Raw genomic sequence first — 2,025 nt, 5'->3', positions numbered from 1 at the left:
TCTCCCCCTCTCCCTTCTTAGTAGTGGTTTCCAACTTTGCGATGGTGAACTGCTGTCAAGGAGTCTGGTTTGCTGACGCGACCGGCATCAACGGTACAGTAAACTATCCAATGGTCGTTAACTTCCATCCGACTATTGACTTCGCACTCAATGTATGCTAAAGCATCAGTTAAGATTGGGGAACCGTTACCAGCTGGCTGAGTTTTGACGCCTTCAAAACGATCGGCACCAGGAGCAAACCGTTTCAAAAAGTGCTTCATCAGCGGTTGATAATTGCCTTCTTCCAGGACATTTAAAACAAAGCGATCGCCTACTTGCATGAGTGATTCTATCGCTCTATCTTTGGCGACTGCAATGCTTAATCCCAATGGTTTGAAGCTGGCTTGACTTACCCAAGAGGCAAGCATGGCGCTTTTGACATCGCCTTTTTGTGCCGTTAAGATGTATAATCCTCCGGTGATTCTGCCTAAGGCTTTATCTAAGTCAGCAGCGAGGGATTTCATCGCTTTGATGCTGCGATCGCGTGTCACCCATTGCCCTAAGTCTGTTCCCGCTTCTTCACACAGCTTGTATTTATTTTCGTTGGGTGCTTCTCGCATTTCAATCACGGGAAATGATACGTGCAAACCCAAAGCGCGGAATTTGTTCAGCAGAGGATAAGTTGGTTCATCATCCCCACCCCCGGTTTCAAAAATGCCTACAGCTTGTTTTTCTTTGGCAGATCCTAAAACGGTGCTGAGTGCAGCTTGGATGATAGAATTACTCGAAGCTGGGGACATTCCCAGAACAATTCCGCTACAACGGCTGACAAGTTCGCGCAATTCTTGTAAGTCTGTTGCCGATCGCAAGTCTACCATTTCCACAGCAACGCCGGTTTTGCTGATACCATTTCTCATGGCATCGGCTAGAATTTCGCTATATCCATAACCAGAAACGTAAAATACCCCTACGGTAGTTTCTGCTTTTGTTTGAGTTTTGCTCCAGTTGCGATAACGCCCGGTTAATTCTTCAACGTTATGGTACAATAGCGGTCCGTGACCAGTGGCGATCGTACCGATTTTTGGTAGTTCGTCCATGCGTTTGAGAGCAGACAATACTGACCGCGCATTCGGTCCCATCAAACAATCGTAGTAATATTGATAATCTGCTTCAATTGCTGGCAAATCTTCATCAAAGGTGCTTTCTGTGCAATAATGCAAGCCAAAAGCATCACAAGTGAAGAGAATTTGGGTTTTATGGTCGAAGCTGAACATGGTATCAGGCCAGTGTAAATTGGGTGCGATGACGAATTCAAGTTCGTGTCCATTACCCAAATCTAAGCGATCGCCATTTTTCACAATCCGTCGTTTAAACGGACCGTGTACCATATCCTCTAAAAACTGAATTGCCACCTTAGAACCGACAACGGTGATTTCTGGGGCAATTTGTAACAAATCTTTAACTAAGCCGCTGTGGTCTGGCTCAGTGTGACTGATAATTAGATAATTAATTTCAGTTGGGTTAATCAGTCCGGTGAGGGTATCGAAGAACAGCTGACGAAACTTTTCATGAGACGTATCAACTAAAGCCGTTTCTTCACCACGGATGAGAAACGAGTTGTAGGTAGTGCCGTTTTGCAAACCAAACTCAATGTCAAAGCGATCGCGATCCCAATCTAAAGACCGAATTGCCGTAGTTTGGTCAGCAATATCGGCAGTCTGCATGGTCAGTTTTTTTTCAGTTCTTTCGGTGAGTGCTACCATACTCCCCTCCTTACGCAAATGAGTATTTTTCCTCTGGTTTTATTGTGACACGAGTTAATTGTTAATTTTTTTAAAAAAATCTATGGTTGACTTAAGAAAAATAAAAGTGTGAAACAACAGTTGCATCAAGAAAATACAGAAAATCTTTGGCTAGCTTTAGAAATTGGCAATTCTCGCTTACATTGGGCATTATTTACAGGTGAGAAACTTTCCAAAACTTGGGATAGTGTCTATCTTTCGGCAGAAACCGTAAAACAATTAGCATCAAAAGCAACCGATTGTG

General features: G+C 43.7%; 1 protein-coding gene. It reads right to left on the bottom strand.

All coding sequences use genetic code 11. The features are described from left to right. Positions 1-17 precede the first annotated feature (17 nt). Positions 18-1,742: a diflavin flavoprotein gene (locus OGM63_RS23300; RefSeq protein ID WP_263748052.1), complete on the bottom strand. Its 1,725-nt coding sequence runs from the start codon at positions 1,740-1,742 to the stop codon at positions 18-20. Between the last annotated feature and the right edge of the window lie 283 nt (positions 1,743-2,025).

The organism is Plectonema radiosum NIES-515, assembly GCF_025753815.1.
Classification (GTDB): domain Bacteria; phylum Cyanobacteriota; class Cyanobacteriia; order Cyanobacteriales; family Nostocaceae; genus Hassallia; species Hassallia radiosum_A.
This window is presented reverse-complemented; position numbering and strand designations above follow the sequence as displayed.

Excerpts from the sequence above, each read along its gene's own strand:
- OGM63_RS23300 (WP_263748052.1), bottom strand. The coding sequence starts at position 1,742 with ATGGTAGCACTCACCGAAAGAACTGAAAAAAAACTGACCATGCAGACT.